The sequence below is a fragment of the Bifidobacterium jacchi genome (genome assembly GCF_009078285.1).
Taxonomy (GTDB): domain Bacteria; phylum Actinomycetota; class Actinomycetes; order Actinomycetales; family Bifidobacteriaceae; genus Bifidobacterium; species Bifidobacterium jacchi.
Genome location: NZ_RQSP01000010.1, coordinates 59,009 through 81,856, shown reverse-complemented (window position 1 = coordinate 81,856; position 22,848 = coordinate 59,009). Strand labels below are relative to the sequence as shown.

The following is a 22,848-nucleotide window of genomic DNA, read 5'->3' as shown; positions in this document are numbered from 1 at the left end:
ACACCCCCTGCGACACCCCCAGCGACACCCACCCCATGATGTAGGGAATTCCTCATGATGTAGTTACTTCCTCATGGTGTAGGGAACACCCCCATGATGTAGGGTTCAAAAACGGCCATTTTCCGCGGTTTTCACCCAATCAACACATAAGCGTTCCCTGCATCATGGGCAATTCCCTACACCATGTGCCGTAGGTTCGTTTGGTGGCGGTGATGGTTGCGGTTGCTTTGGGTGATCCGGCGGTGGTTTTCACGCGGGTGAGGTACTGGTCGGGGGTTTCATCCTTGTTGAGTGGGATGGTGTTGAGGATGGTGGTTTTGTTGCCGACGTAGTAGTAGCCGTCCGCGCGGACCTTGGTGTTGGCGGGCCATGTGTCGCCTTTGTTCACGCCGAGGGTGATGTTGTCTTTGACGGGGGTGCCGCGTGGGAGTGTGGTTGCGCTGATCCGCGTGGTGATGGTGGGTTGGAAGCTTTTCTCGACGTTGAAGCTGACGGACGCGGACCTCGTGGCAGGGTCCTTGTTGAATTGGAACAAGTCCTGATTGGGTGAGGAGAGACGACGCGCGACTGGAGCCTTGTAGCTCACCTTGGTCGTGACCTTGCCGTTGCCGGTGGCGGTCCACTTCAGGTGCGTCGCGTTCGCGGCGGTCTTCCCGCTCATGGTCTTCTTCCCGTTCGACGCGAACACGGCGGGACCGGTCAGCGTCGCCGTGTAGGCGATGCCCTTCAGATACGTGTTCGCCGCGTTCCTGATCGACACGTTGACCGTGCCGGAGCGCTTCGTGTTCGCATCGTACTCGTATGCGGCCTTCACGCTGGCGGGCATGTTCTTGGTCGCGTCACTCCACATGGACGCCGCCGTGTTCCTGACCTGATTCCAGTCGCCGTTCTTCAGACCCGCCGCCGCGAACGCGTTGAGGAACGCGGCCCCGTTCGGGTCCATCTTCTCGTGGATCAGATAGCTGAGCGCCGCCTGATGCAGGTCGTTGTTGTCGTTGTACTTGTCCGCGAGCCATGCGAGCCGCGTGGCCGTCACGTTCGATGAGGGGATGTTCGACCACGTGCCCTCCACCTGCTTGAACGGCGTGTCCGCCTCGACGCAGTACGCCCAGCGATTATCAACGCGGGCGATCGGACCGAAGTCGAACTCGCCATGATAGTTCCAGCTGTTCGGAAACGTCACGTTGAACGCGAAGTTGGACGTGTACCCCGGCAGACCGCTGGTCTGCACGGCTCCAGCCGTGCCAGCCGCGACCATGCCCCCGGCCAATGCGGCCGCCGCCGTCGCCAACGCGGCCACGGGACGCGCGGCCCTGCGCAACAGTTCCAATGGTTTGAATCTCATATCCTGCCTCATTCCCTCCTACACGGCGAATGAACGATCGACACGCACCCGATACGAGTGCAATACACAGAATACCGACACCATATGAAAAATACCATTTTGGACTCGATTTCAGCGGTTTGTGTTTGTGACCGCTTGTTTTTGTGCGCGATATTGAGTATGCGCACATACGGGGGTGTCGGTTCTCCGATCATGCGTGGATAATCATAGGCAACAAACCATGATGGGAGAACAATCATGAACGAAATGAACAATGGAGGCGATGCCCCCGTCGCGTCGAGGAGGCGTGCGAAGTGGGTGGTGCCGGTCGCGGCTGGCTGCGCTGTGCTTGTGTTGGCTGGTGCGGGCGGCGGGTATGCGTGGTATGCGCATGATCGGAGTGTGCGCGTGCTGGCGGATGCGAACGAGGCGTGCTCGTCGAGCGTGGCCGCCGTGAAGGACGCGAAGAAGGACTGGGAGTCGGTGTTGGTGTCGGATGAGGTGACTGAGGCGTTGAAGATCACCGACCGGCAGGTCGCCCAGACACGCACGGTGAGCGCGTTGGCGGAGACGAAGAGCACATCATTCGCCGACGTGAAGGCGTGCTCCGGTGACGCGGACACGCTGCATGGGATCACTGACGCGAACACGCGACTCGCCTCCACGTATGAGAAGCAGGCGGCCGTGTTGAAGGATGATGCTCGCACGGTCACGGCATCCCGTGACGCGAAGACCCTCGCTGATCTGAAGGCGAAGCTCGACGGGAAGGTCAAGGACGCGAGGAAGCTGCTCGCCGATTCGGACGGGAAGGTCAAGGACGCGAAGACCCGCGACACGCTGTCGAAGGCGATCAGCGAAGCCGGAAAAGCGAAGGATGCGAAGACCATCGAAACGGCGATCGGCACGCTCGACGACGCGACCGGCAAGGTCAACACGTCCATCGACGCGAAACAGAAGAGCGACGCGGCAGCCAAAGCCAAGGCGGAAGCCGCAAAACAGGCAGCCACACAAACCGGTGCGGGCAACACGTACACGAACAACTCGAACAACTCGAACAACTCGAACAACGGCTACGGATACGGGTACACGGGCGGCGGCAACGGAAACACGTACACGCCAACACAACAAACACAAAACACCACACCGGCACCCACCACGCAGGCTCCGCAGACTCAGACCAAACCTCAGACCACCAAGCCGCAGACATCCACGAACAACAAGACTGACGATTCATACGAAGAAATATGCGCATTTATTCCAAGCGACGGCACTCAGGGCTACTTTATTCCTTGCGATTAGGGCAGGCGATGTTCCATGGCGTGCGCCCCCGGCTCCCTCATCCGGTTCGCCCGGCGTTTCCCGATGGGCGTGTTGGCGTGGGAAAACTCTACTGTCGCTCGTCTTGCCGGTCAGTCGTCTGCACTGAATGATTTCAAGTCGAGGACCATGTTACGGGGATGCTTCGGCATGGAAGCGAAACCCTGACCTTCATACCATGCGATCAGCCTGTCGTTCATCGCCTGAACGTACATGAGACGGCATCCCACCGTGTCGGCGATGCTTTTCGCTGTCATGATCGCCTCGCGAATCAGCAGCGTCCCCTGATGCTTACCGTGGAAGTGGGAGTCAATGCCGAACCGGCCCAACAGCACGCAGGGAATGTTGCCGGGAAGCGCCACACCCGTCTTCACAGGTTCGGGAATCGTCCTGTTCTGCAGGTAGTGCATGCTCAGCGAGAAGAAGCCGATCACCGTCTGCATGCCATCCACGGCCACGTAGACGGTGCAACCGCCCTCCTCCTGCCTTTCCAATGCGTCCCGGTGCAGCCACACGTCGATTTCCGGCTCACCGCAGGAGAACGTGGAGATGTCCACCATGTCGTCAAGTTTAACGATTCGCGTCCACAGTTCGCCGCTCATGCCGTCACCGCATCCCTGCGCTAGTCGGAGATCATCGAGGAAAGCCAGTCGGCCTCCTCGCCGGAAACGAACGTGCGGTCGGCAACGTTGGCGAGGTCTGGTACCGGTGCCGCGTGATCTGAATCCGGGTCAGCCTGAACCTGTGAATAGAAGTCAAGCATACTATCCGGTGTGATGATCCCGTTCGGGTTCGCATCCGCCCATGGCCGCTCCCTGTGGCTTGTCCTCTCCAGACCGTCTCCGAGGCTCCCGTCGTCCGAATCGTCGTACATGGCGAGTATGCGGTCCACGACCGCACGCTCATCCAATGACAGCGCGTCCGCATGCCCTTCCGGTATTTCACGAGGAAACACGTAATGTCGTCCGCGACAATACGGGTAGACGGAAACGACGACGGGGCCATGCTGCCATGCTCTGATGTCGTCGGGGAACAGCGTCACGCCCTTTGCGACCAGCATCCATGACTGGCAGTAGTACAACAGTTTCTGGAGTGCGAACGCGGTGGTCATATGGTCGCGGGCATTCCGGTGCTCAAGAATGTATCTTGCCACGTCGATCGCTCTTGCCATTGCCCCACCTGCCTCTCATTGATGCCATTCCATCCTATGCAGGGACATGAACCGTGTCTCTGTGGGCATGTCGGACGGCGGTCACTGTCGCGTCCGTGTCAAGCGCGAACCGTTGGCGAGCCGACAACACTTCTCCGAAACGCCACGATGCACGCGTTCGGCAAGCGTGCGCCCCCGGCTCCCGTCGTCCAACGGCCGACAGACGTGGAGAGCGCTACGGCAGTACCCTGATATTGGTCACATTCAGTACGGTGCATCCTCGATCGGGGAATCCCGCCCAGTCGGTTGGACGATTGGTAAGCGAACCGGGCAGCGTCACTTTGCCTTCGGGAACGTAGCTCGATGCGGTTTTGGTGGCGTAGACTCCTATGCTCCATTGGGTGTTTCCGAAGAATGCGCACATGCCTCGATAGCTGCTGCGTACTACTAGGGTTATGTTTCCGGTTTCCAGAGCCTGACCGATCACCGCCATTTTCGTTTTGATGTCGTCGGGGTGATCTCTGAAGCGCAGTCCCGCTCCGTCGATTTTCCCGGCGATGGCATCCGTGAGGAATCCTTGTGGGCCATGGTTCCCGGAAACGGCGGAATGATAGTTCGCCACTCCGCACAAGTGCATGAACTGCGGTTCCTCGATGGCTACGTCCAGAACCGGTGTACCAGTGCAGTACAGCACCAGATGATGATGCAGGCGTGCTTGGTACAGTCGGCTGGCCGACTCCATCACTGGAATCCACTGCCGAATCTGCCGATCCGTTGGTTTCCTCACCGATCACCGCCATGGACAAAGAAAAAAGGCCGTGGCACTTGGCGAAAAAGTTCATGATCCCGGTCGAGCGGGTTGAAGCCCGCGAGCCGATTCGCCCGATCAAGAGAGCTAGACCTGCAGGATGGCCTGCGGTCGAAGCCAAGTGCCACGGCGTTCATCTCACAGTGTATCAGTTGCTGCCGATGACAGGAGCCTCGCGGTGTCGCGCCTCCGTCCGAAACCCGCGCCGTTATCCCATTCGCTCGAAGTCGTGGATGTGGACGAGGAACGTGGGCTGTATCTGTCGGACGGTGCGCGTGCGGACCGCCGCCGTGTATCGGGGCAGGTTCACGATGGTGCCCGGCCTCCACCCGTCCTCGCCCTCGTCGTCGGTCAGCCGGTCCGCGATCATACGCGCGATGTCCGCGTTGGTCGTGTTGTAGCTGATGAACGTGCTGTATCCCATGAACGAGTCCAAGAGAACAGGGGAAAGCTGCTTGGGGACCCGCACCCATGATAACGATTGACGATAGTAACATATCGTGTTAGTATCGATGCGTGGAGACCAAAACCAAAGAACTCACCGACTTCCTCTACGGAGGCCGATACCCCAAAGGATACCCTGCAGGCATCGAACGCACCCTCATGCGCAAGCTCCAGATGCTCAAAGCCGCACGAAGTCTGCAAGACCTACGCATACCACCCGGCAACAGACTCGAACCACTCAAAGGCGACCTGCAAAATCACTGGAGCATTCGAGTCAACCAGCAATGGCGACTCATATTCCAATGGGACGAAACCAACAAGGAGGCAACCAATGTCTACTTCTCCGACTACCACGCCTGACAACTACTACAGCACGCCCGGCCAGATCTTGGACGAGGAATTCCTGCAGCCGCTCAACATCAGCCGCTACCGGCTCGCCAAAACGATCGGCGTAAGCGAAACCGCCATAGGCGAGATCATTCACGGCAAACGTCGCATCAGCACCGCAATGGCGTGGCGGCTATCCAAAGCATTCGGCACCACAGCGGAATTCTGGAGCAATCTCCAAACCGATTATGATCTGCTCACCTTCGACCCGGCCAGCCTAGGCGACATCCAACCGCTTGTCACCACATGACCGCGCCTTGAACCGTACCTCGTAGACGGTGGCGGACACGAGCATGAGGCATGAGCATGAGGCCGAACCGTTGTGAGTGTCCCGTCTGAGCATGCGGCCACTCCCTGACCTGCTGATCCACTCGTCCCCATCCACACGAACCGCCAGGGCTAGTGGAGGAGTGCGGAGGCGTGGGCGGACACCCATAGGCCGCGTCGCTGCACGCACCACATGCGCCGATCATACGAGAACACCCAATCCGATTGGGCGGCGTTCAACCGCGTCGCATATGCGCGCAGCGACTTGGCCGTCACACTCGACTTCGACGTGGCCGGAAGCACGTTGCGAAGATCATCCACCGTGGTCACGAGACGACGATCCTCGGGACAGTAGACCGCCGCCAACACCAGCAGGTCCATGAGAATCGCGCCATGCAATACGGTCAGCGCGTCGCACGGCAACGGCTTCGGGTCAAGAGACAATAGGCGCGCGAACCCGTCCGTGAACACGATACGACAGTCGGACAACGGGCGGGCGGCGTCCACATCCAACCGTGCGAACGGGGCGACCTGCCCGCCCTCACCGTCATCGAACCGTGCCGACTCATACTCGCGCAGCGCGTCGCGCAAGCCCGTCAGACCGTTGCCGCCCGAACCCAAGTGGAGCCGGGCGCGGAGCCGCGCGAACCCCCTCCCCAACGTGAGCGTGCGCGCTCCGGCATCATAGTCGTCGCTTGGCGTGTTGGCGAGCGTCATAAAGATAAGACTCAACGAGCGGGGTATCCGACCGTACATGCCGCCGCCGATGGGCCGACGATACGGGGCGGTCAACGGATAGGTGGCCGCATTCGCATAGCAGACGCGAAGATCAGGATACGACTGACCCGCATCCATGCGCGTGACCTGCAATCCCAGCATTCCGACCATGATCGCCCCCTGCGGTTGAGAAACGCCTGAAACGTCCTGGAACGCCTCGCGTGAACTCGAAACGAATGGCACCACTGTATCAACAATGCCGACATGTGCCCATGGTGCGGGGAATCCAGTGCGGGGAATCCGGCATGATGCGGCAAATCCCCCATGATGTAGTCAATTGCCCATGGTGTAGGGATCACCCATGACACGGCATCAGAAAAAACGGCTATTTTGAGCGGTTTTCACCACATCAAGGCATTGGCGATCCCTACACCATGGGCAATTGACTGCATCATGGGCCGTAGGGGCAGCCGAAGGGAAGGCCGAGGGGAAAGCCACAACTGCGACACGCCCGGATTCATGCACCCGCATACCCCCGTTGTGGACAATTTCGAGGTTCCGTCCACAGCACCCGTTTCGGCTGGACATCCGCCGCGCAGACCTGTTCAATGGCCGCATGACGATCAACACCTATAACGCGGCGACCAGGTCGCCCTACACCACCAACACCATGAACACCAGCTATGCCGCCGGCAGCTACGCCACCGGTTTCGGCAACGCCACCGGTGCCACCGGCACCACCGACGCCGGCGACTTCACCGGCCCCGCCATGGACCTCAATCTGTGCGGCGGCATGCTCGGCATGCTGGGTGCCCCCGCGCGCATATGCCAATGCCATACGGCCACCTCGAAAAGCCGCGACCTCATCCTCACCCTGCAGCGGGCGACCCAGGAGGGAGCCGCGCAGACGCTGGATGCGACCCATCGGGCGAACGCGATCGACTGGCAGGGGGCGGCGGCGGACCTGTTCCGCCAGCGCATGCGCGAATGCGTGGGCACGGCCCAATATGTGGCTCATCTCGCGGATCAGTGCACCTCGCAGGCCATCAACGGAGGTGCATGATGAGCGACAACACTACATGGCAGATCGAATCCACGATTCTCGGCGGCGTGCAACGAACCGCCGAAGCGAGCCAGATCGCGACCGTCGCCCGCGCACTGGAGGAATGCGCGGACGGCATGACCTCCGCCGCCTCCGGCTGGGCGTCGGCGTCCCTTGCGATGCAATGGCATCGATCCGGCACGTTCATGTGTCCGACGATGGCAGGCGTACCGTATGCCCCCGGCCACGCCTCATTCCCCTACCGGGCGTTGGACGAGTCCACGGCGCGAACGGCGGCGCAGGCGCAGGAACTCGGCGGCAAACTGGCGCGCATGGCATCGCTGCTGCGCAGAGCCCACTCGATCTATGACGACGCCGAATCGAGCGCACGCCGCTCCATGAACGAGTCGTTGCAGATGATGACCGGCATCATGCCGGAATACGCGGGATTGGGAGGATTGACGTTCGCGTTCGGTTCGTTCGTCGTCGGTTCGATTCGCGAGGGAAACATCAATCCGATTCACGCGATTGACGGACTGTCATGGGCGCATGAGGGTCTGATGAGCGGATTGGGGATGCTGGTCGGCGGCATCAATCCGATCGACGGTCTGCGCCGAACCGACGAGGTGAACGTCGCCGCCGGGCGTCTTGCCACGTTGAGCGCGCCGATCAAGGGGCTGGTGCAGGGCGACATACTGACCGTCACCGAGGTCAGATCGAACACCGAGGTGGTACGCGCCTCGTCCTCGGTCGCCGACTCGCTGGAGAACCTGCGCAGACTGGGCGAGAAGCGACTCGGCAAGATCGAGCTCAACAGCGGACTCGACTACGCGACGATCGCCATCCAGCGATATCGCAAGGAGGACGGGTCGTCGGCATGGCTGGTGACGATACCCGGCACCGACGGCAAATTCGATTCACCGTTCGGCTGGGCGCAGAACATCGAACTGATGAGCACGAATCCCAGTCAGCGCATGAGGGCGGACAGCGCCCGCATGGTGCTTGAGGCCATGGAGCAGGCCGGAATCCCCTCCGATGAGCCGGTCGTATTGGTGGGGCATTCGCAGGGAGGCATCGTGGCGGCAGCCATCGCATCCGACATGTCGAATCAGTATGACATCCAGCATGTGGTGACAGCCGGCTCTCCGGTGGCCAACCATCCGATTCCCGCGAAGACCTGGGTGACCAGCATCGAGATCGAGGATGAACTGGTCGCCGCTCTTGACGGCGCGCCGAATCCGACCACCGAAAACTGGCTGACCATTCGCGGGAAGGCGACTTCCATACCGGGCACCGGGCCGACGAGCGAGTCCAGCGCGTCCGCGGATGGCCAGTGCATGCCCAGCGGCACGCCATCCGACCGCAGCAGGGACTTCTCCGGCGCCGCGGTCCGGGACGCGCCCCAACGCAAGGAGATCACCCACTGGCTCAAGTATCATCAGGCCGCCTATCAGAACGCCACGGATCTGGGTTCGCCCGCAGTCGATACCCACGCCCGCCATTTCGAGGAGATCATCGACGGAGAGCTGGAACAGACCCGCTATTTTCAAGGCCGCATGAGTCATCTGCCGACCAGCACGAAGGCCACGGCACCGGCCCAACGCCATGCCATGCGCACGTTCGGCGGCTGACCGCCGGCACACCACGCCTTGCAGAGCGAGCCATGCCATGCAGACCACACCGCGCCATGCAGACCAAACCGCACAGTCAAACCGCACGGCTCCGGAAGACGTTGCAAGACCACGCCACCCGGTTCACGGCAGGAAGTACCCTTGACTACTATGAAGCTTACTGACATTTCCCCAGCAATCGCATTGACCCCGCTCGACGGCCGCTATCATGCCGCCACCGCACCGCTTGTCGAGTATCTGAGCGAACCGGCGCTCAACCGCGAGCGCATGCGCGTCGAGGTCGAGTGGATGATTCTTCTGGCCAATGGCTTCGACGGCAACGGCAACAAGCCGATCGTGGATGGCGTCAAGCCGTTCACCGAGGCCGAGAAGGCGTTCCTGCGCGCCATCCCCGAGGATTTCGGTGCCGAGGGCATCCGGCAGCACGCCGCGCACGAGGCCATCACCCATCACGACGTGAAGGCCGTGGAGTACTACATCGACGACCAGATCGACAAGGCCTCGGCCGAGCTCGGCCCCGACACCGCCATCAATGATCGGCTCAAGACGCTTGTGCATTTCGCCTGCACGTCGGAGGACATCAACAACCTGTCCATCGCCCGTTGTGTGAAGAACGCGATGAACAACGTCTGGGAGCCGGCGTTCCGCGAGATCATCGATCATCTGGCAGCCAAGGCCGATCAGTTCCGCGACCTGCCGCTGCTGAGCCTGACCCACGGCCAGCCGGCCACGCCGACCACGCTCGGCAAGGAGCTGGCCGTGTACGTCTACCGCCTCAACCGTCAGCTGAAGCGCATCGAGAATCAGGAGTATCTGGGCAAGATCAACGGTGCGACCGGCACGTTCGGCGCGCATCTGGCCGCCTGCCCCGACGTCGACTGGATCGCGGTCTCCCGTGAGTTCGTCACCAACCGCATGGGTCTGACCTGGAACCCGCTGACCACGCAGATCGAATCCCACGACTGGCAGGCCGAGCTCTACGGCACCATCGCCCATGCGAACCGCATCATGCACAACCTGTGCGTGGACGTGTGGATGTACATCTCCCGCGGCGTGTTCGCGCAGGAACCGGTCAAGGGCGCAACCGGCTCGTCCACGATGCCGCACAAGGTCAACCCGATCCGCTTCGAGAACGCGGAGGCGAACTTCGAGCTGTCCTGCTCGCTGCTCGACACGCTTTCGGCCACGCTGGTGGAGTCGCGTTGGCAGCGTGATCTGACCGATTCGACCACGCAGCGCAACATCGGCTCGGCGCTTGGATACTCCCAGCTGGCGCTGTACAACCTGATGGGCGGTCTCAAGTCCATTCATCCGAACCAGCATGTGATCGAGCGCGAGCTCGACGAGAACTGGGAGGTGCTGGGCGAGCCGATTCAGACCGCCATGCGTGCCTGCGAGCTGCGCGGTCTGCCCGACATGGACAAACCGTACGAGAAGGTCAAGGAGCTGATGCGCGGCCACACGATCGACAAGGCGCAGGTGGAGGCGTTCATCGATCAGCAGTCCTTCGACGCCGAGACCGCGGCGCGTCTCAAGGCGCTCACGCCGGCCACCTATACCGGTGTCGCAAGCCGACTGGTGGACTTCGACCGCTGAGCGGGCGAGCCGTCATCCGGCCTGGTGCCGCGCCCGGAGCATACGCGCGTCCCGGCTCGGCACCGTCAGCACGGCCGGACTGACGGCGATCTCGTCGACCACTCACGTCCGCTCAAGGCCAGCGGATCAGGAGCATCACCCGTCACCCATCCACCACTGTGCCCGTCCAATCGAGTGCGAGAGGACACGATGAACGATCATATGCATGACAGCGAAGCCGATGTCGCCGCGGCCACAGCCGACAAGGCAACGCCAACCGGCGCCGCAGCGTATGTCGACGCTGCGCCCAACGCTGCGCCCAACGCTGCGCCCAACGATGCGCCCGGCGCCCCTTCTGGCGCCGCACCAGCCAACGCCGCACCAGCCAACGCCGCGTCCGACGCAACCGCAGCCGCGGAATCGCACGGCAGCCCGATCATCGACGACGTCGCGCCACGCCGCATCCACGACGTCGGCGACCTGTTCCACGCGGCCGCAGCCATACTGCTCGCCGCCGTGGCTATGCTGTCCGCAACCTATCTCAGCGGCATAGTGATGGGCGTCGAATCCGATGCCCATACCGCGGGCCGCGCGCTTAACTGGATGGTCGACCTGCCGACCACGCTGCTTCAGCAGCTGGCATTGGTGGCCATCACGATCATGGCCATCGCACAGCTGCTCATCGGACGGGAATGGATGCAGACCGCATTCGCCGTTCTGGCGATGCTCGGCGGCTTCGCTCTGGCATGGGGGCTGTCGCTCGCGGTCGGTGCAATCGACAATGCGACGTTGACCTCCGCACTGAGCGCGCTGGGCTCCGCCCCCGGCATGAAGCTGCTCCCCGATTTCTATGCCGGTGCCGGCGCCCTGCTGACCGTGGCGGGACCGCGCCGCATTCGCTCGGCGGTCAAGTGGGGATGGCACATCCTGTACGTGGTCGCGGCGCTGCTGATCCTGCTGTCCGTCAACTCGGTGGCGGGCGTGCTCGTCTCCGCCGCCGCCGGACGTCTCGTGGGCATGCTGATCAGATTCGCCATCGGCACGAAGAATCAGGGCGCCTGGGGCGAGGCCATCATTCAGGCGGCGAACGGCATCGGACTGAACATCGTCACATTGCACCGTCGCGTCGATCCCGGTCTCGCCCACAGCACGCTGGAGGCGTCACTGGACGACGATCTGGTGGAGGGCTCCCGCCTCTACGACGCCGAGGACGACCAAGGCCGTCGCTTCGTGATCTCCGCGCTCGACAGCCAGGCGCACACCGCCGGATACTTCCGTCAGATATGGCAGTGGATACGCCTCACCGGCGTGTCGATGCGACGCGATCGCAGCCCCCGCGAAGCCACCCAGCACCATATGGCCATGATTCTGGGATTGCGCAACGCGGGTCTGCCCACACCGCAGGTCTACGGCGTCGCCGACACGGGCGAGACCTCCATACTGGTGCTGCAGGGCGCCGACTCCATGCGCGAGTGCAATCTCAACACGCTTGGCGACGATGACGCCACGGCACTCATGCGATACCTGTCCGTGGCGAATCGCCGCGGCTACACGCACCGGCGCATCACGCCGGACACTTTGGCACGACTGGAATCAGGCACGCCGATCATCGCCGGATGGCACAACGGCGACGATGCCAGCTCCGCCGCCAACACCGCCCTCGACCAGGTGCAGCTGCTCGCACTGCTGTCCGCGCTCATCGGCGTCGAAAGAACGATCGCCGCGGGCCGCAAGGTCTGGGGCGACGACAGACTCATCAGTCTTGCACCGTTCGCGCAGAAAGCCGCCATCCCCTCACGCACGCGCGCGTTGGAATCATGGGACAAGCACACGCTCGACGATCTGCGCACCGCATTGCGCGCACTCGCGCCTCAGGAGGTCGCCGAGTCGATGGCGCCGGTGACGCTGTCGCGATTCTCCCTGCGCTCCTTCATCGGCATCGCGTTGCTCATCATCGCCGTGGCGGTCGTGTTCACCCAGCTCAAGCCCGACGAGGTGTTCGCCGCGCTGCGCAACGCCAATCCGTGGATGGCACTCGCCTGTCTCGTTTTCGAGCTCATCGCCCTTGTGGGGTCGGCGATCGAACTGGGCGCGTTCATCAGCCGCGATCGACGTCACTGGTTTGGCATCTTCATGTCTCAGGTGGCGCAGGGCTTTGCGGTGGTGTCGATGCCCGCCGGCGTGGGGCCGGCCGTCATCAATCTGCAGTATCTGCGCAAAAACGGGTACAAAAACACCGCCGCGACCGCGATCATGAGCGCCGTGCTCGCCGTCTACTATGGCGGCACGGTCATCATGCTGGTCATCATCGGCCTGTTCACCGGCAGCGATGCGCTCAGCAGCATGGTACCCACGAACACGCTGGTCATCATCATCGGCATTGTGGTCATGATCGGCGCGATCGCCATGATGATCCCTCCCGTGCGCCGCTTCGCAGCGGATCGCATCATGCCGCTGATCAGACCGTTCCTGCACCAGTTGGCGAATGTGTTGACGAGTCCCAAGGAGCTGACCGGCAGCATGATCGGCATGCTGATCCTCAACGTGGCGACTGGCCTCGAATTCTGGGCGGCGCTGCTGGCCTTCGGACAGATGACCAATCCGTTCGAGACGCTGTTCATCTTCCTGCTGGCCAATGCGATCGGCTCGGCGGCGCCGACTCCCGGTGGCCTGGGCGGCGTGGAGGCCGCATTGACGGTGTCGTTCGGCGCCGCCGGCGTTCCGGCGGGCGTGGCGCTGTCGGCCACGCTGCTGTATCGCGCACTGTTCTATTGGCTGCGCATTCCGCTGGGCGCGTGGGCGATGCACTGGCTGGACAAGCGCAATCTGATCTGAGCAAGCCGGCTGAATCAGCCGAATCAACTGAACCAGCCGAACCAGCCGAACCAAGCAAACCAAGCAAACCAACTGAACCAGCCGAACCAGCTCGGGCGTTTGCCGAACCGGAGTTTTTCCCTCCATCAGATGTCTGGCAGCGGAGCGCATCGATCTCTGATGCTCGTGGCAGCATATGTCAGGGGCCGATGCAGAGCGGATGCCGGGACGGTGCGGGGGCGTATGCGGCACCTATGGGGGACTTTTCATCGAAAAAACCGCCGCAACCCTTGGAATATGCGCCAAATTGGCACCATCGTGCGCTATTATTCAGTATGAACATACGGAAGGTTCGTTTTCAAGAGCCTTCCCCCGACATAAGAAGGAATGCTTTATGACTGTCAACAAGTCCGACCTCGTCTCGAAGATCGCACAGCGCTCCAACCTGACCAAGGCTCAGGCCGAGGCCGCCGTCAACGCCTTCCAGGATGTTTTCGTCGATGCCATGCGCTCCGGCGAGGGCCTGAAGCTGACCGGCCTGTTCTCCGCCGAGCGCGTCAAGCGTGCCGCCCGTACCGGCCGCAACCCTCGTACCGGTGAGACCATCGAGATCCCGGCAACCTACGGCGTGCGTATCTCCGCCGGCTCCCTGCTGAAGAAGGCCGTCACCGAGTGACGTTCGGAGCCAAATCGTAGCCGATTAATTGGCGACTGTGTGGGGAGGACGATGACCATCGACGGTCATTGTCCTCCCCACACTGCGTTTGTACCCCATCGCGGTTGTATAGTGCACCCCGTGCACTCCTTGCCACGGAGGCCATGTCACAAAGACCCGTCACAGAAGGGGTCCGATCGATTACCGTTTGAGACCTGACAGCGTCGCGCGACTGTCACGCGGTGCGATATTCGACGATTTTGTCGTCGCGTGACAGACTGATTTGTCACGCGACGACGTTTTGCCCGTTTTTCGCGCCTCGTGACAATCGGCCTCAGCCAGCCTTATTCAGAAGCATTGAAATTCCGCCGTTTTGTGACCATACGGCATAATGACGGATAGTCGCGGATTGTCACGATCTGTCACACGGCGATGAAATCATCGTTTTTCGCGCCTCGTGACAATCCACAGGCAATCCACAGACAATCCGCATGCTAATCCGCTGGTCTTCTGCATCAGAATTTCATATACACATTAGCCGCCCCTCAGGCGACTTTACTGATGTTGGAAGCCGGGTGAATGATCCACGAACAACTGATACAGAGCGCTAGTGTGCCGCGTCAGAAATTCATTGACGAATTCACTACCCCTCAGTCCCGCTTCACGGGCCAGCTCGATCCGCAATCATAGTCGCGCTGCGCGCGCGGTCTGTTGGCTCGACTGTCGTCGAGCAACGTTGCCTACAAACAGCTCCGCTGTTTGCTTCACGGTGCTGTCCTGACAAGGGGAGCCAACAATATGATCAACGAACTTCTGACGCAGGATACTAGTGGTCTGTTACTCAAATAATTGAGGGGTGCAGCTTCTGTCTCTCCCCCAGTCAGCTTCGCTGACAGCCCCCTCATCAGAGGGGGCCAGCACCCCTCAATCAATCACGAGACAGACCGCTAGGCAAAGTCATCCCCCAAACAAGGTGATCAGCCAAACGAGTCAGCGACATCATCACCCCAGCGCCGCCATCAGCCGAGCGACATCATCGGTGGGCGTGGAACGGAACGGGTCGATCAGCACGGCGGAGGCGTGCACCGGCTCCGATACGCTCAACGTGGTCCAATCACACGAGAATCGGACTCCACGATCCAATGCGCGCGACACGAACGCGCCACGCAACGCGGCCCTCGTGTCCGCAGGCGCCGTGCGCGACGCCGCATCGATATCGCCGTCCTCGGCAAGACGCCGCATCGCTCCCCTGTCAAGCAGCGAGGCATAGACCCTGCCGGCCGCCACATCGTGATAGTCCATATCCAACTGTTCAAGACGCTGTCGCGACAACGCCACCCCACGCGCGTGCAGAGCCGCGAACAGGCGCAGCTTCGCCGCCCAGTCGACCCGATCCGCCAGCGTGGCGCATGCGCGTCTGACGGCATCATGCTCGCTCAGCGCCGCGATAGCCGCCGCACCAGCCGCACCGACCTGAACATCCGAACCAGCCGTCTCAGCCAGATCATCCGAGCCAGCCGCACCGACCAACTCACCCAGATCAGCGAGCACACCGCGCCACTGACGCAGCGTCTCATCGACCATGCCGGCCGGCAGCGACGCGCGTACCGCCTCGCCTCGCGGCGAAGCGACGAAATGCTCCACAGAATCCAGATATCGCCGCTGCATGCCCAACGCCGTGATCTCGCTGCCATCGGCGAGCGCCAGACGCGCGCGCGAACAGGTCACGTCCCTGCTGACCGCGCGGTTCGCGGCACCCGGATCGGCGAATGCGAGCCGTTCAAAGCCGGATGGCTCGCCGCGCCGCACCGCATCCTCGATGACGCACAGCACCAGATGCGTGACGGCGAGCTTCATCCATGTGGCCCACTGCGAACGGTTCGAGTCGCCGATGATGACGTGAAGCCGCCGGAATTCGTCAGGGTCCGCATGCGGCTCGTCGCGGGTGTTGACCATCGGGCGGGAGCGCGTCGTGGCCGACGAGATCGCCTCATCGAGGTAATCGGCCCGTTGCGTCAGCTCAAAGCCCTGGTCGGTGACTCGCCCGGCTCCGGTGTACAGCTGCCGCGTGATGAGGAACGGCAGCAGCTCGTGCTCCACCTGCTCCAGCGGAACGAATCTGCGCACCAGATAGTTTTCGTGACATCCGAAGGAGTGCCCGGCGGAATCGACGTTGTTTTTGAAGACGTGCACGCGGGTGCGACCGCCGAATCGTTCGCGCAGACGCGCTTCGGCACCTTGGGCGAGCTTCGCCATGATGCGCTCGCCGGCGAGGTCCTGATGCAGCGCGGTCAGCGGATCGCGAGCCTCGGCGGTGGCGTATTCGGGGTGGGAGCCCACGTCAAGGTAGAGGCGCGCGCCGTTGGTCAGGTAGGTGTTCGTGGATCGGGAGCGCGACACGATGGGCTGGAACATCATCATCGCGACCTGCCCGGCATCAACAACGGCCGGTGCGCCCACCACTGCCGATGCATCCACAGATGCCGGCGCATCCGCGCGCGCGGCACCGGTGATCGACACCCCGTACTCGGTTTCAATGCCGAAGATGCGCGCGAAACCGTCGTATTGCTCCGACCGCGCAATCGGGGCGCCGGTGCCGTGATTGCTGCTGTCGCGCAGCTGGGGCATCACTCGCCGCCCTTCTGCACGAAACTCGACACGTAGTCCTCGGCATTGGTCTCCAGCACCGAGGAGATGTCGTCAAGCACATCGTCAAGCACATCGTCGTGGGCGTTCCGGCTGGTCGTGTTGCGCGGCATGGTCTGGTCGTCCTGCTCGATCTGCGCGCTCTGCACGCTTTGCGCGGCGTTGACGCTGACTTGTGATTCCTGAGGCATGGCGTCTCCTATTCCCCTGTTTCGCTTGCTTTATCGATTATTGCTACCGATTATCGCTATCGATTATTGCTATCGATGATCGGCATGCTCTTGTTGATGTCGATTATTGATATCCCGTATTTCCTTGTACCAATGCGCACTGTACCAATGTGCACTGCGGCGCGCACTGCGACAATGGCCGCTGCTGCAATGTACAGCGCGGCGATGCACTCGGCATCGCCGCAGCGGCCGCCGTCGTTGCCGATCATACGAGATACTGCTGCAGATCGGTGTCGATCAGTCCATTCGTGGCGACGATGTTGTTTTCCCGACGCCAGTGGATCTGAGATCCGTCCCACTGACTGAGATGCCCCTGCGCCTCCCATACGACGACGGTGCCGGCGGAGATGGCCGGCACGTCCCACTTGTGCAGATGCGGCTCGAAATAGGCATCGTAGGTGCCGTCCGCCACGCGGCACAGGTCGAGCGCCGCCGGGCCGACGCGCTTGATGTCTGCGGGACGGCCCGCGAGCGAGGCGACCACGCGCAAGGCGCGACCGGCCTCCTCGGGCAGATACGACACGCCGAAGCTGACGACGGAGCCATCGAGCGAAGGGGTGATCGACGGCATGATCTTGGCGCGTTTGACGCCGATCGTCGTGCGCTGCTCTCGCACCGCCCCCTGACCGCGGGCCGCCATATAGGTGACTCCCAGCGCAGGGGCATGCACCACGCCGAGAATCGGCTGCGCGGAATTCTGCTCGTTGAACTCGAACAGCGACACCGTGACCGCCCATTCCGCCATGTTGCGCACATAGTTGATCGCGCCGTCAAGATTGCCGACGCACCAGAAGCGCTGGCCCGGATGGCATACGTCGGGGCGCTGATGCCAGAACCCGTCGAACGGGTCAAGATAGGTGAGTCGATTGCGGATGAACCGCACGAGACGATCATCCACGCCGGACGTGAAGCGAGTCTCCTCGTCCTGCCGCTTCGGGCTGCTCAGATCATGCGGGTTGAGCTGGTCGGTCAGCGCATGCCGACCGGCGTCCTGGGCCACGCGGGCCACTTCCATTGCCAATGCTCGCAGTTCCATGTCGTTTCCGTTTCCACGCCGGTCGCGCCGGCATCACTCGTCGTCCGTCATCATCGTTGCGCGGTTTCGCTCCGCCGGATCGCCCGGTCGCGCTCTGACTCATTCGTGAATCACTCGCCCGGCGATCGCATTCCTGCATCCATCATAGCGGTTGCGCATTTCTCCTGCGCGCCGCACTCGGTTGCTTGGCGCGGTCCGGTCACGCGGTGCACCCCGCGCCAAGCGAACGTCTCCTAAAATCATTGATATTCCAGCCTTTTCGGCATTCCAACCGCAGGGAGCGGGCACACAGGAATCAGGCACAGCGCGCGGCTGGACCGCGCCATGTGACCAATAGCGGCGAAGTTGCCTGACAATGCCCAGCGGCAACACTCAGCGGCAACACCCGACGGCAACACCCGACGGCGACGACCAGCGATCATATGCGATGCGACAATCGGTCGATCAGCGTCACGGCATCGCCCGCTTCGGCGAGCAGCGATTCGACTGCATCGCGACCGAACGCCAGCGGATCGGACATATCCAACCCATGCAGCGTTCCGGCAGCCGCACCAGAGGCACCCGCACCAGCCACACCGGCACCAGCACCAGCACCAGCACCAGCACCAGCGGAACCGGCCGCGCGAGACGAGCCGCGAGAGCCGAGCGAGCCGCCCAGCCCGGATTCGGCCGCGCTCGCATTGCCATAGATGCCGACCGGCAGCACCGCATCGGCAGCAAGCGCACCGGATTCGTCCACCTCGCGCACGGTCAGATGCGACCAGGATGCGGCGACCACCTGTTCGGGGAACCGATTGACGATCGCAGCGCGCAGCCATGCCCGCGTGTCCTGCGGCGCGTGACCGCAAGCGGCGGCCACCTCGTCGTCGCTCGCCACGCGTTCGGTATGCGCCCGCAGCCGCGCGAACACGCTGGCGGACGGTTCGAGCGCCGCCCAGCTCAGATCAAGCGCGGCGATGCGTGGATCATCCCATCCCGCATCGGTCTGCGCCGCATCGGTCTGCGCCGAATCGTTCTTCGCCACGGCTGACTCACCGGCAGCCACCCCAGCACCAGCCGCGACGATCCGCCGACGCATCCGCTCCAGCAGCCGCCATTTCGCGAACCATTCGACGCGGCGCGCCTCATCGGCCATGTCAAGGCGCGCATCATCGTCGGCATGGCGAATCGCCGCCGTGTCGGCAAGCGCCTGCCCCCACATCGCCATGATCGCGCGCGTCGGCCGGTCCGGCCAGTTCGGCTCGCCGTGCGTATCGGTGCCATACACCCCGGCGGCAGCCTCATAGACCGCCATGCGCAGCCGCACCTGCATCTGCCATGCGCTCGCCTCGCCGCCCTGCTCCAGCGCAAGCGGCCGAGAGAGCGTCAGATCATGGGAGACCTCGTGCATCGCGGCGACCGGATCGGCGAGCGCCAGGCCGTCGAGCAGCGCGTCGAGATCGAATCCGGCTTCGCGGGCATGCTCGGCGAGCCACAGCAGCATGCTGGTGACGCCGAGCTTGAGCACCTGCGGCACGTCCATGCGATTCGCGTCGCCGACGATCACGTGCAGCCGCCGCTGATCGGACGGGCTATGCGATTCGTCGCGCGTGTTGATGATCGGCCGGTCGAACGTGGTCTGCAGACCGACTTTCATATGGATGTAGTCGGCGCGCTGGCTGAGCTGGAATCCTGTGGTTTCGCTGTGCTCGCCGAGACCGACGCGGCCGGATCCGGTGTAGATCTGCCGACTGACGAAATGCGCGGTCATCAGCCGCGTGACCGTGTCGAACGGCACCGCGCGGCTCATCATGTAGTTTTCGTGGGTGCCCCAGCTGGACCCCTTGCCGTCCACATTGTTGCGATGCAATACGATCGGCGTTCCGGTTGCGGCGGATGCCCGGCGGGCGGCTTCGCGCATGATCTCGTCGCCGGCGTGGTCGTAGCGCGTCGCCTCGAACGGATCGGTCGTCTCGGGCGCGGAGTATTCGGGATGCGCGTGGTCGACGTAGATGCGGCCGCCGTTGGCCGCGATCACGTTGACGATGTTGAGCTGCGGCGCGTCGGTGAGCATGTCGGGCCGCGCGGCGGCACGCAGCAGTCTGCCGCCGCGCGCGTCGTTGACCGGGTCCTCCTGACGGTAGTCCCAGCGGATGCGTGCGCGCTGCTGCGCGGCATCCGCTGCGGCGGCGGATACGGAGGCAGCAGATGCAGTGGCGGCGGCAGACGCGGCGCCTGCATCGGTCGCCGCAGCCGAATCGGCCGAATCGGCTGAATCGGCCACCGATGCCGAATCCGCCGCCGATGCAGCCGCCACGTCGAACGCAGCCGCCGCCTGCTGCGCCGCAATCGACGCTGCCGCGCCGACCACGTCGAACGACAGCTGCACCGGATTGGCGTGAACGCCGTCCGCCCGCGACACCGCGTATTCGGTCTCGGTGCCCATCACTCGTTGTACGCTCATCGCACGCTCCTGATTCTTGTGATTCGCCCGGCATCCATGCCGTTGATGCGGCTCCACTGGACCGGATCGGCGTCGAGCACCGCATCGCGGGTCTCGGCGAACTCGTCGTCTACCGCCTCGCCCACCAGCACGGGTCCCAGCGCGACCGGCGAGCCGGATTCGATCGACTGCTTGACCGCCTTGGTCTTGGCCCGATCGACGATGTTCTTGAGCATCGCGCCGGACGCCACATCGGCCAGATACACGGGCGACCATACGCCATGCTCGTCGCAGGCGTCGCATAGATGCCGCCGTTCGGCGCGCGCATAGGCGTCACGCACCAGCGCCGCCGCCAGTTCGTCGGAGTCGGTGGCGGGGTCGAATGGCAGATCGTCGGTCAGATAATGCCGCACGATGGCGGCGCCCTGCCGCTCACCTGGCCGGTCGATGTGGATCTTCACGTCGAGACGCCCGGGGCGCAGCACGGCCGGATCGATCATGTCGATGCGGTTGGACGCGCCGATCACCATCACGTTGTCGAGCCGTTCGACGCCGTCGAGTTCGGCGAGGAACTGCGGCACGATCGTCGTCTCGACATCCGAGGAGACGCCGGAGCCGCGCGTGCGCAGCAGCGAGTCCATCTCGTCGATGAATACGATCACCGGGCGACCATCCTCGGCGCGCTCACGGGCGCGTTTGAAGATCTGACGAACAAGACGCTCGGACTCGCCAACGAACTTGTTGAGCAGCTCCGGGCCTTTGACCGATAGGAATACGCCACCGGCCGCGGCTGCGGGACCGACTCCGGCCGCGTTCGCGCCGCCAATCGCAGACGTACCGGAGCCGCTGCGGCCGCCATCACCGATCGGCCCCGCGGCGAGCGCGTGCGCCACCGCCTTGGCGATCAGCGTCTTGCCGTTGCCGGGAGGGCCGTACAGCAGCACGCCCTTGGGCGGGTTGAGATCGTAGCGACGATACAGGTCGCGGTGGAGGAACGGCAGCTCCACGGCGTCGCGGATGCGGCCGATCTGCTCGTCCAATCCGCCGATGTCGTCAAAGGTGACGTCGGGCGTCTCCTCCAACACCAGATCGGCGTCCGACTCCTGCGGCAGCACCTCCAACGCGAGGCGCTCGGCGGCATCCACGATCACGCGGTCGGATGGGTTGATCGACGCGTTCGCGAGCGCCCCGGCACGTCGCACGAGGCGCGGATTGCCGGATGCGTCGGCGACGATGATGCGACCGTCCGCCAGCGTCTGCCTGACCGTCCGCACCGCGCCCAGCGTGTCGGGGCCGCGCTGGGCGACCAGCACCATGTTCTCGTTGAGCGTGACGGTGTTGCCGGCGGTCAGTCGCGCCGCGTTCACGTTCGCGGCGACCGGCACGATCATGCGCCGTGTGCCGGCCAGCACTTCGGCGCTGGCATGCTGGATGCCGTCCTCATCGGTGCGAGCCTCATCGACCCTGACCATCGTGGCGAAGGTGAGCGGCGGCTGGGCGAGCTGGCTCAGCTGCGATTTCGCCTTCGTCAGCTCCTTGCCGGCGCGGGTCAGCGCCGCCGCCAGCGCATGGTTCTTCTCCATCAGCCGATCGTTGAGTTCGGCCAGCTCCCGCGCGCTGCGCTCCTCCGCCATCGTCGTGTTCATCCTTTCGCGTTGCGTTCCTTCATCATGCTACGGATTTTGTAGGCGATGAACCCGACGATGGCCACGATGAAGACGACGATGACCACGTCCTCGAACACGCCGAGCACGCCGAGAATCGAACACCAGCTGTCGCCGAGCATATAGCCGGCGGACACGAGGATCGTGTTCCAGACGGCCGAGCCGAGCAGCGTCCATCCGGAGAACTGGATGAAGTTCATGCGGTTGAATCCGGCCGGAATCGAGATCAGCGAACGCACGACCGGGATCACGCGGCCGATGAGCACCGACCAGGTGCCGTACTTGGTGAACCATTCGTTCGCCTTGTTCACATCGTGGCGGCTGACGCCCGGAATCTTGTCGGCGGCCTTGTGGATGCGATGCAGACCGACCCAGCGCGCAATGCCGTAGAGCGCCCACGCGCCGAGCAGCGAGCCGACCGTCGCCCAGATGATCGCCTCGACAAGGTTCAGCGTGCCGCGCGCGGCGGTGAATCCGGCCAGCGGGAGGATCACTTCGCTGGGAATGGGCGGGAAGATCGATTCCAAGGCGATGGCGAGCGCCACGCCGATGCCGCCGATCGTCTCCATCAGGCCGACGAGCCAGTCGGTGATGGAGCCGATGATGCCGGTCTCGCCGGTGGTGCATACGGGGATGGGTGATGCGTCGCCGCCGTTCGCGAACAGCTGTGAGGCGGCGATGGTGATGTCGTTGACTATTGCGGTAACAGGCATAGGGGC

20 protein-coding genes and 1 pseudogene are annotated in these 22,848 nt (G+C 63.1%); 8 read left to right on the top strand and 13 right to left on the bottom strand.

Annotated features, from left to right (window positions below; genetic code table 11):
* Window positions 1–139 precede the first annotated feature (139 nt).
* Window positions 140–1,345, bottom strand: a complete 1,206-nt coding sequence (locus EHS19_RS04475; RefSeq protein ID WP_151916590.1) for a hypothetical protein — start codon at window positions 1,343–1,345, stop codon at window positions 140–142.
* 237 nt (window positions 1,346–1,582) lie between these two features.
* On the opposite strand from EHS19_RS04475, the gene EHS19_RS04470 reads away from it, so the two are divergent.
* Window positions 1,583–2,623: a hypothetical protein gene (locus EHS19_RS04470; RefSeq protein ID WP_151916589.1), complete on the top strand. Its 1,041-nt coding sequence runs from the start codon at window positions 1,583–1,585 to the stop codon at window positions 2,621–2,623.
* Window positions 2,624–2,733: 110 nt separating this feature from the next.
* Here EHS19_RS04470 and EHS19_RS04465 read toward each other — a convergent pair whose 3' ends face one another.
* The 4 genes from EHS19_RS04465 to EHS19_RS04450 all read right to left on the bottom strand — a co-directional run bounded on the left by EHS19_RS04465 (window position 2,734) and on the right by EHS19_RS04450 (window position 5,023).
* Window positions 2,734–3,243: a GNAT family N-acetyltransferase gene (locus tag EHS19_RS04465; protein WP_151916588.1), complete on the bottom strand. Its 510-nt coding sequence runs from the start codon at window positions 3,241–3,243 to the stop codon at window positions 2,734–2,736.
* A gap of 20 nt (window positions 3,244–3,263) precedes the next feature.
* Window positions 3,264–3,812: a Panacea domain-containing protein gene (locus EHS19_RS04460; RefSeq protein ID WP_151916587.1), complete on the bottom strand. Its 549-nt coding sequence runs from the start codon at window positions 3,810–3,812 to the stop codon at window positions 3,264–3,266.
* Window positions 3,813–4,026: 214 nt separating this feature from the next.
* Window positions 4,027–4,578, bottom strand: a complete 552-nt coding sequence (locus EHS19_RS04455) for a PBECR4 domain-containing protein (RefSeq protein WP_151916586.1) — start codon at window positions 4,576–4,578, stop codon at window positions 4,027–4,029.
* A 229-nt stretch (window positions 4,579–4,807) separates the two neighbouring features.
* Complete coding sequence (locus EHS19_RS04450) at window positions 4,808–5,023, bottom strand: hypothetical protein (RefSeq protein WP_151916585.1); 216 nt, start codon at window positions 5,021–5,023, stop codon at window positions 4,808–4,810.
* A gap of 92 nt (window positions 5,024–5,115) precedes the next feature.
* Here EHS19_RS04450 and EHS19_RS04445 point away from each other — a divergent pair, with 92 nt between their 5' ends.
* Together EHS19_RS04445 and EHS19_RS04440 are read left to right on the top strand one after the other, a co-directional pair.
* Window positions 5,116–5,403, top strand: coding sequence for a type II toxin-antitoxin system RelE/ParE family toxin (locus tag EHS19_RS04445; protein ID WP_151916584.1), 288 nt, complete (start codon window positions 5,116–5,118; stop codon window positions 5,401–5,403).
* Window positions 5,375–5,680 (top strand): HigA family addiction module antitoxin, encoded by a 306-nt coding sequence (locus tag EHS19_RS04440; RefSeq protein ID WP_151916583.1) that lies wholly within the window; start codon window positions 5,375–5,377, stop codon window positions 5,678–5,680. The genes EHS19_RS04445 and EHS19_RS04440 overlap by 29 nt, the downstream gene beginning before the upstream one ends.
* 149 nt (window positions 5,681–5,829) lie before the next feature.
* Here the strand turns inward: EHS19_RS04440 and EHS19_RS04435 are convergent, their stop codons facing one another.
* Window positions 5,830–6,585 carry a hypothetical protein gene (locus EHS19_RS04435; RefSeq protein ID WP_151916582.1) on the bottom strand — a complete coding sequence of 252 codons (756 nt, stop codon included), beginning with the start codon at window positions 6,583–6,585 and terminating at the stop codon, window positions 5,830–5,832.
* Window positions 6,586–7,030: 445 nt separating this feature from the next.
* Between EHS19_RS04435 and EHS19_RS04430 the strand changes: the two genes are divergently transcribed.
* From EHS19_RS04430 to EHS19_RS04410, 5 genes are all read left to right on the top strand, one after another.
* Window positions 7,031–7,477: a hypothetical protein gene (locus tag EHS19_RS04430; RefSeq protein WP_151916581.1), complete on the top strand. Its 447-nt coding sequence runs from the start codon at window positions 7,031–7,033 to the stop codon at window positions 7,475–7,477.
* A complete protein-coding gene (locus EHS19_RS04425) occupies window positions 7,477–9,087 on the top strand; it encodes an alpha/beta hydrolase (RefSeq protein ID WP_421745237.1) in 1,611 nt (536 codons plus the stop codon). Before EHS19_RS04430 ends, EHS19_RS04425 begins: the two co-directional genes overlap by 1 nt.
* A 150-nt stretch (window positions 9,088–9,237) precedes the next feature.
* Window positions 9,238–10,683: an adenylosuccinate lyase gene (gene purB / locus EHS19_RS04420; RefSeq protein WP_151916594.1), complete on the top strand. Its 1,446-nt coding sequence runs from the start codon at window positions 9,238–9,240 to the stop codon at window positions 10,681–10,683.
* 201 nt (window positions 10,684–10,884) lie between these two features.
* On the top strand, window positions 10,885–13,497 hold the full coding sequence (locus tag EHS19_RS04415) for a lysylphosphatidylglycerol synthase transmembrane domain-containing protein (protein WP_151916593.1): 2,613 nt from the start codon (window positions 10,885–10,887) through the stop codon (window positions 13,495–13,497).
* A 373-nt stretch (window positions 13,498–13,870) separates the two neighbouring features.
* Entirely contained in the window at window positions 13,871–14,152 is a 282-nt protein-coding gene (locus EHS19_RS04410) for an HU family DNA-binding protein (RefSeq protein ID WP_151916579.1), read from the top strand.
* Between the two features lie 981 nt (window positions 14,153–15,133).
* Here EHS19_RS04410 and EHS19_RS04405 read toward each other — a convergent pair.
* The 7 genes and pseudogenes from EHS19_RS04405 to EHS19_RS04375 form a co-directional block, all read right to left on the bottom strand.
* Window positions 15,134–16,759, bottom strand: a complete 1,626-nt coding sequence (locus tag EHS19_RS04405; protein ID WP_151916578.1) for a proteasome accessory factor PafA2 family protein — start codon at window positions 16,757–16,759, stop codon at window positions 15,134–15,136.
* The gene (locus tag EHS19_RS04400) at window positions 16,759–16,968 is read right to left on the bottom strand and encodes a ubiquitin-like protein Pup (protein ID WP_151916577.1); all 210 of its coding nucleotides are present in this window, start codon (window positions 16,966–16,968) and stop codon (window positions 16,759–16,761) included. Before EHS19_RS04400 ends, EHS19_RS04405 begins: the two co-directional genes overlap by 1 nt.
* Window positions 16,969–17,024: 56 nt before the next feature.
* Window positions 17,025–17,216: a hypothetical protein gene (locus tag EHS19_RS04395; RefSeq protein WP_151916576.1), complete on the bottom strand. Its 192-nt coding sequence runs from the start codon at window positions 17,214–17,216 to the stop codon at window positions 17,025–17,027.
* Complete coding sequence (locus tag EHS19_RS04390) at window positions 17,213–18,043, bottom strand: inositol monophosphatase family protein (RefSeq protein ID WP_151916575.1); 831 nt, start codon at window positions 18,041–18,043, stop codon at window positions 17,213–17,215. The genes EHS19_RS04395 and EHS19_RS04390 overlap by 4 nt, the downstream gene beginning before the upstream one ends.
* 661 nt (window positions 18,044–18,704) lie before the next feature.
* Window positions 18,705–20,486: pseudogene (gene dop, locus EHS19_RS04385) on the bottom strand (depupylase/deamidase Dop); the annotation flags it as partial.
* Window positions 20,483–22,111: a proteasome ATPase gene (gene arc / locus EHS19_RS04380; RefSeq protein WP_151916574.1), complete on the bottom strand. Its 1,629-nt coding sequence runs from the start codon at window positions 22,109–22,111 to the stop codon at window positions 20,483–20,485. The gene arc and the pseudogene dop, both read right to left, overlap by 4 nt.
* On the bottom strand, window positions 22,108–22,842 hold the full coding sequence (locus EHS19_RS04375) for a DedA family protein (protein WP_151916573.1): 735 nt from the start codon (window positions 22,840–22,842) through the stop codon (window positions 22,108–22,110). Before EHS19_RS04375 ends, arc begins: the two co-directional genes overlap by 4 nt.
* Between the last annotated feature and the right edge of the window lie 6 nt (window positions 22,843–22,848).